Source organism: Burkholderia sp. LMG 13014 (assembly GCF_905232215.1).
Classification (GTDB): Bacteria; Pseudomonadota; Gammaproteobacteria; order Burkholderiales; family Burkholderiaceae; genus Burkholderia.
Genome location: NZ_CAJNKE010000336.1, coordinates 1 through 6,523, shown reverse-complemented (window position 1 = coordinate 6,523; position 6,523 = coordinate 1). Strand labels below are relative to the sequence as shown.

Genomic DNA, 6,523 nt, shown 5'->3' with positions numbered 1-6,523 from the left:
GCTGCCGCCGACGATGCGCCGTACCAGGTCTTCACACCCTTGTGGCCCGCGCATGCACCCTTCTTCGACGCGCCCGAGTAGAACGAGCCGTCCTTGCACAGACCGGTCGTGCCGGCCGGCGCGCTGGCCGGAACCTGCGCGAACGCACCGATCGACATACCCATGCCGGCGACCAGCGCGGCGATCAACATCGTCTTTTTCATAGTCCTCTCCTGATTTGCCTGAATGAAGAATGCGTTCCGGGGATCCCCGGGAAAGTCGCGGTTACCGCACCCAGCGGCACACGCGATGGTGGTGGTGATCGAAATGACACACACGGTGCGAATGCGCTTCGGCCAGTGCCGGAGCAAGGACGGCACATGCCACTGCGGTGGCCGTCAGGATCTTCGCGATGCGCTTCATGAAACTCTCCCGGGTAGGTCAACCGGTAATCCGGCTGGTACCTCCTTAACGCCGGTCGTCGACAGGCCGTGCACCGCATCCACCCGCAATTGACGATCTTTGACAACGCAGCGCTGCCAATGCCTCGAAGCTGACGAATGTCTTTCTTTTCTTTCCAGATCTTCAGCTTCGCAACCATTCGGAATTCGAAAGAATGTGACGAAGGGGCAAGCGGATCGCAGGTGCGAGAAGAACGCACGGAAGCTTTTGTGGAACGCGCAACGAAAAAACCGCCCGAAGGCGGTTTATCGCAAGTGGACAGATGATGCCCGTCGGGAAATCACCAAGCTATGCCCCCACCTCCCCCCACGGCGTCGGCGGCGGCACTGCGCACGGCCCTTCGACGTCGATCGACTTGAAATCGGCCGGCCCGACGATCTCCAGGTACTCCATATCCGGCGAGTAGTCGAACAGGTAGTGGACGATTCCCGGCGCCTGATGCACGCAGTCGCCGGCGCTCACGAGTGTCTCGCGCTCGCCGTACATGAAGCGCGCCCAGCCCTTCAGCATGATCACGATATGGAACTCGGCCTCGTGGCGGTGCCAGCCGGTGCCCGCCTCCGGTGCATGATTCGCCCTGACGAGCTGCGCGACGACCTTGCCGTTCGTCGCGGCCGCGATACCGAGATCGCGGTACAGGAAGAAATCGCGCAGGCCTTCGCCGTGATAGGCGGTGTCCTGCGGCTTCACATGGGAAAAGGCGGTGATGGTGGGTGTGCTCATCGCGGTGCTCCTTCATCGAAAGGATCACGCGTGACAAGCATTTAGCGTTCCAGGGTGCGGCGTCCCGGGCAGTCCGCGACGCCGCCAGCGGGCTTACTTCAACCGCCCCGACAGGAACTGCCCGAGCCGTTCGCTCTTCGGATTCACGAGAATCTCCTGCGGATCCCCTTCCTCCTCGATCTTCCCTTGGTGCAGGAAGATCACGTGATTCGACACGTTGCGTGCGAAGCCCATCTCGTGCGTGACGACGACCATCGTACGCCCTTCCTCGGCGAGCTTCTGCATCACCTTCAGCACTTCGCCGACGAGTTCCGGATCGAGAGCCGACGTCGGCTCGTCGAACAGCATCACTTCCGGCTCCATCGCGAGCGCACGTGCGATCGCGACGCGCTGCTGCTGGCCGCCCGACAGATGCGACGGATACATCCCCTCGACGCGCGGCGCGAGGCCGACCTTCTCGAGATACTTGCGCGCCCGCGCGATCGCTTCGTCCTTGCTGACGCCGAGCACGGCCATCGGCGCTTCGATCACGTTCTCGAGCACCGTCATGTGTGCCCACAGGTTGAAGTGCTGGAACACCATCGACAGCTTGGTGCGCATCCGCTGCAGCTGCTTCTGGTCGGTCACGCGCAGCGAGCCGTTGCGGTCGCGCGTGGTCTGGATCGGCTCGCTGCCGATCGTGATCTGCCCCGAGCACGGCTGCTCGAGGAAGTTGATGCAGCGCAGGAACGTGCTCTTGCCGGAGCCGCTCGAGCCGATGATGCTGATCACGTCGCCGGCCTTCGCCTTCATCGACACGCCCTTCAACACCTCGTTGTCGCCGAACTTCTTGTGCAGGTTGTCAACGGTGAGCTTGTACATGCTTGGTCCTTCCTTGCGAATCTTGCGAAAGCGTTAATGGCCGCGCGGCGAGAGGTACGCGAGCCAGCGCGTCTCGAGCTTGCGGAACGCCCAGATGAGCGTGAACACGACGAGGGCGTACATCACGGCCGCAATGCCGTACGCCTGGAACGACATGTAGGTCGCGGAGTTGACGTCGCGCGTGACTTTCAGGATGTCGGGCACGGTCGCGGTGAACGCGAGCGTGGTCGCGTGCAGCATCAGGATCACTTCGTTGCTGTAGCTCGGCAGCGAGCGGCGCAGCGCGGAAGGCAGGATGATCCGCGTATAAAGCTTGAAGCGCGACATCCCGTAGGCCATCCCGGCCTCGATCTCGCCGGCCGACGTCGCCTTGATCGAACCCGCGAAGATCTCGGTCGCATACGCGCATTCGTTCAGCACGAACGCGAGCAGCGTGCAGTTCATCGCGTTGCGGAAGAACGTGTCGAGCAGCACATGGTTGTGCACGACCTGCAGGCTGTAGATGCCCGTGTAGCACATCAGCAGCTGCACGTAGAGCGGCGTGCCGCGGAACACGTACGTGTAGAGCCACACGGGGGTCGAGATCCAGCGGTTCGACGACGCGCGTGCGATGGCGAGCGGCACCGCGAGCGCGAAGCCGAGCGCGATCGACACGACCAGCAGCCACAGCGTGATCGCGAGGCCGCTGAAGCGGTAGCCGTCGGTGTAGAGATAGCTTTGCCAGTACTGGCTGACGAGTTCGATCACAGTGCGAGCCTCCGGACGCCAACGGAATAACGCTTCTCGAGGTGATGCAGCACGACATTGGACACCGTCGTGATCGCGAGGTAGATCGCGCCTGCAGCCAGCGTGAAGAAGAAGAAATCGAGCGTGCTCTTGCCCGCGTCCTGCGACGCCTTGACGACGTCGGCGAGGCCGATGATCGACACGAGCGCGGTGGCCTTCACGAGCACCTGCCAGTTGTTGCCGATGCCGGGCAGCGCGAAGCGCATCATCTGCGGGAACAGGATGCGGCGAAACACGCGCCAGCCGCTCATCCCGTACGCGAAGCCCGCTTCGAGCTGGCCGCGCGGCACCGCGAGGAACGCGCCGCGGAACGTCTCGGTGAAGTACGCACCGTAGATGAAGCCGAGCGTGATGACGCCCGCCACGAACGGATCGATGTCGATCTGGTCCCAGCCGAGCATGTCGGTGAAGTTGTTCAGCAGGATCTGGATCCCGTAGAACAGCAGCAGCATCAGCACGAGGTCCGGCACCGCGCGGATCAGCGTCGTGTAGAAGGTGCCGATCGACTTGAGCACACGGTTGGTCGACAGCTTCGCGCTCGCACCGATGAGACCCAGCACGAGCGACGCGGCGAGCGACAGCACCGCGAGCTTCACGGTCTCGACCGTGCCGGCCCACAACAGCGGGCCAAATCCTTGGAAGATCATATGAGGGATCCAGAACGAGGTGGCTGGATTTTCGACAGCCATTAACCCCGCATCAAACGATATCTGCGCACTACCTGATGCGACCTGCTCATCAAGTCGGACGCATCACGCGAAACGGGTTGCACCCAAAAAAGCGCGGCGCGCGCCACAGCCGGTGCGCGCCGCATGGACGGTCAGCCGCCGTAGACGTCGAACGCGAAGTACTTCTTCTCGATCTTCTTGTACGTGCCGTCCTTGATGATGTCGGCGATCGCATGGTCGATCTTCGCCTTCAGGTCGGCGTCGTCCTTGCGCAGGCCGATGCCGGCGCCGTTACCGAGCGTCTTCGGATCGTCGATGTCCTTGCCGGCGAAGTCGAAGTTCGCGCCGCGCGGCGTCTTCAGGAAGCCGATGTCGGCCTGTACCGCGTCCTGCAGCGCTGCGTCGAGGCGGCCCGACATCAGGTCCTGGTACACGCCGTCCTGGTTCTGGTAAGGCACGACCTGCACGCCCTTCGGCGCCCAATAGGCCTTCGCGTAGGTTTCCTGGATGGTGCCCTGCTCGACGCCGACCGACTTGCCCTTCAGCGATTCGGCCGTCGGCTGCAGGTTCGCGCCCTTCTTCGTGACGAGGCGCGTCGGCGTGTTGAACAGCTTGTCGGAGAACGCGATCTGCTCGGCGCGCGCCGGCGTCATCGACATCGACGACAGCACGCCGTCGAACTTCTTCGCCTTCAGCGCGGGAATCATCCCGTCGAAGTCGTTCTCGATCCACACGCACTTCGCCTTCAGGCGGGCGCAGATCTCGTTGCCGAGATCGACGTCGAAGCCGACGACCTTGCCGCTTGCGTCCTTCGATTCGAACGGCGGATAGCTGGCGTCGACGCCGAACCGGATCGTCGACCAATCCTTGGCGTGGGCACCGACCGCGATGCAGGCAAGGGCAATACTGAGCGCGAGTTTCTTCATGGCGTTCCTGTCAGAGGCGAACTGGGCAGGGGTCCCGTCGGGCGATCCGCGCCGCCGTGAACCCTTCCAACCCGGAGATCGCCCCTTCCGGCGACACCCCAAGTTGTACATACAACTTTGCCTTTTCTGCAGGTTTGCCAGCAATCCGTGTTTATCACTAGTTGTCGGCGGATTGTTTCATCAATGCTATTTTTCCTTAAATTTCAATTAATTGCGAATTACGACAAGCTAAACAACAGCTTTCTCCAGACGTACACGCGCCGCCAGCGGCAGCCTTTCACTTGTCTAGACCTGGCTACGCCGTACCGCGCGGCCCGTCCGCCATCCCGACCGTTTCCAGACCGACCAGACGGTAGCCGAATTGCAGCTCGGTCAGCAGGTGCCGCGGGCGCGCCGGCACCGGTTCGAGCTTCTGCCGCAGGTTCGTCATGTACACGCGCACGTAGTGCGCGCGCTCCGCGTCGTGGATGCCCCACACCTCCGCCAGCAGTTGCCGCGCGGCGATCACGCCGCCGCGCGCACGAATCAGCGCGGCGAGCAACCGGAATTCGAGGCGCGTCAGGTGAACCGGCACGCCGCCGCGCGCGACTTCGTGCTTGCCGAGATCGACCGTCACGTCGCCGAACCGCACGATCGACGACGACTGCCCGTCGGCCGACACGAACGCCGCGCGCCGCAGCTGCGCGCGTGCTCGCGCCAGCAGTTCGGGCACGCCGAACGGCTTCGGCAGGTAATCGTCCGCGCCCGCGTCGAGCGCCGCGACCTTCTCCACTTCCTGCTGCCGCGCCGACAGCACGATCACCGGCACCGTCGACCACTCGCGCAATTCGCGGATGAAAGTCTTGCCATCGTCGTCCGGCAGCCCGAGATCGACGATCACGAGATCGGGCTTGCTGCTCGACGCATACATTCGCGCCTCGCGGGCCGTCGACGCCTCGCAGGTGTCGAGCCCTTCCTGTTCCAGCGCCATCCGCACGAAACGGCGGATGTCCGATTCGTCCTCGACGATAAGTACGCGCGATCTGATCATGTCCGGCTCTCGTGTTCGATATCGGGCGGCGCGCCCAGTGGCAGGCGAATCTCGAACCGCGCGCCGTGCGGATCGAGTGGTACCGCGCGGATCGAGCCGCCGTGCGCGTTGACGATGCTGCGGCACAGCGCGAGCCCGAGCCCCACGCCGCTGATCGACGATTCCTTGCGTTCGCGCTCGAACGGCTCGAACAGCGGCTCGGTGTTGCGTGCGGCGAAGCCGGGCCCGTCGTCCTCGACGAAGACGTACAGCGTTTCGCCGAACACGCGTGCCCGCACCGCCACGGCCGCGTCCGTACCCGCGTACTTCGCCGCGTTGTCGAGCAGGTTCATCAGCACCCGCTCGATCAGCAGCGCGTCGACGTCGATCAGCGGCAGGTCGGCCGGCAAGTCGGCGCTCACGTCGCGGCCGGCCAGCACGCCGGCCGAATGTGCGAGCGCGCTGCCGACGATTTCGTCGAGCATGTGCCACTCGCGATTCAGCCGCACGCCCTCGCTCTGCATCCGCGCGAGGTCGAGCAGGTTCACGACGAGCCCGTGCAGCGCCTCGGCCTGGTTGCGAATCCCGTGCGCGAGTGCGGCCGGCTGCCCGTCGGCCAGCCGCTCGGGCCGCTCCAGCGTTTCGGCGAGCCCGCGGATCGCGGTCAGCGGCGTCTTCAGGTCGTGCGACACCGCGGCGAGCAGCGCGTTGCGCAGCCGCTCCCCTTCGATCCGGACCAGCGTATGCTGCGCGACGCCGACGTAGTGCACGCGTTCGAGCGCCATCGCGATCGACGAGCACAATGCGTCGATCAGGCGGCGATCGTCGGGGTTGGTGGGTACCGGCTGCGCGTCGCCGAACAGCACGAGCACGCCGCGCACGCGCATCGGCGCCTTCAGCGGCAGGTACTGCGCGGCCGCCCGCTCGAACGGCGGCAGCCCGCACCCGGCGCCGCGCGCATTCTCGTAGACCCAGCGGGCGATCGGCGCTTCGACGAACCGGGCGTGCTGCGCCGGCATCAGATGGTCATCCGCATCCGGTAGCACGAGCGCGACGCGCACACCCAGCAGCGGCGCGATCGTGCCGGTGCAGATCGACGCGATCTGCTC

9 protein-coding genes are annotated in these 6,523 nt (G+C 64.6%); all 9 read right to left on the bottom strand.

Translation table 11 applies throughout. The features are described from left to right. Positions 1-203: DUF3761 domain-containing protein (locus JYJ84_RS25245; protein WP_205189580.1), on the bottom strand; the 203-nt coding region annotated here is incomplete at its 3' end. 61 nt (positions 204-264) lie between these two features. Beyond that, entirely contained in the window at positions 265-402 is a 138-nt protein-coding gene (locus tag JYJ84_RS25240; RefSeq protein WP_167347852.1) for an HHHH-motif protein, read from the bottom strand. A 327-nt stretch (positions 403-729) separates the two neighbouring features. Then, entirely contained in the window at positions 730-1,164 is a 435-nt protein-coding gene (locus JYJ84_RS25235) for a cupin domain-containing protein (protein ID WP_175221728.1), read from the bottom strand. Positions 1,165-1,257: 93 nt separating this feature from the next. After that, complete coding sequence (locus tag JYJ84_RS25230) at positions 1,258-2,025, bottom strand: ABC transporter ATP-binding protein (RefSeq protein WP_174958236.1); 768 nt, start codon at positions 2,023-2,025, stop codon at positions 1,258-1,260. A 33-nt stretch (positions 2,026-2,058) separates the two neighbouring features. Next, entirely contained in the window at positions 2,059-2,772 is a 714-nt protein-coding gene (locus JYJ84_RS25225; RefSeq protein WP_174958237.1) for an ABC transporter permease, read from the bottom strand. Then, on the bottom strand, positions 2,769-3,458 hold the full coding sequence (locus JYJ84_RS25220) for an ABC transporter permease (RefSeq protein ID WP_174958238.1): 690 nt from the start codon (positions 3,456-3,458) through the stop codon (positions 2,769-2,771). The genes JYJ84_RS25225 and JYJ84_RS25220 overlap by 4 nt, the downstream gene beginning before the upstream one ends. Before the next feature lie 173 nt (positions 3,459-3,631). After that, positions 3,632-4,405: an ABC transporter substrate-binding protein gene (locus JYJ84_RS25215; RefSeq protein ID WP_174958239.1), complete on the bottom strand. Its 774-nt coding sequence runs from the start codon at positions 4,403-4,405 to the stop codon at positions 3,632-3,634. Positions 4,406-4,700: 295 nt separating this feature from the next. After that, positions 4,701-5,435, bottom strand: a complete 735-nt coding sequence (locus JYJ84_RS25210) for a response regulator (protein ID WP_175221727.1) — start codon at positions 5,433-5,435, stop codon at positions 4,701-4,703. Beyond that, positions 5,432-6,523: ATP-binding protein (locus tag JYJ84_RS25205; protein ID WP_205189579.1), on the bottom strand; the 1,092-nt coding region annotated here is incomplete at its 5' end. The genes JYJ84_RS25205 and JYJ84_RS25210, both read right to left, overlap by 4 nt.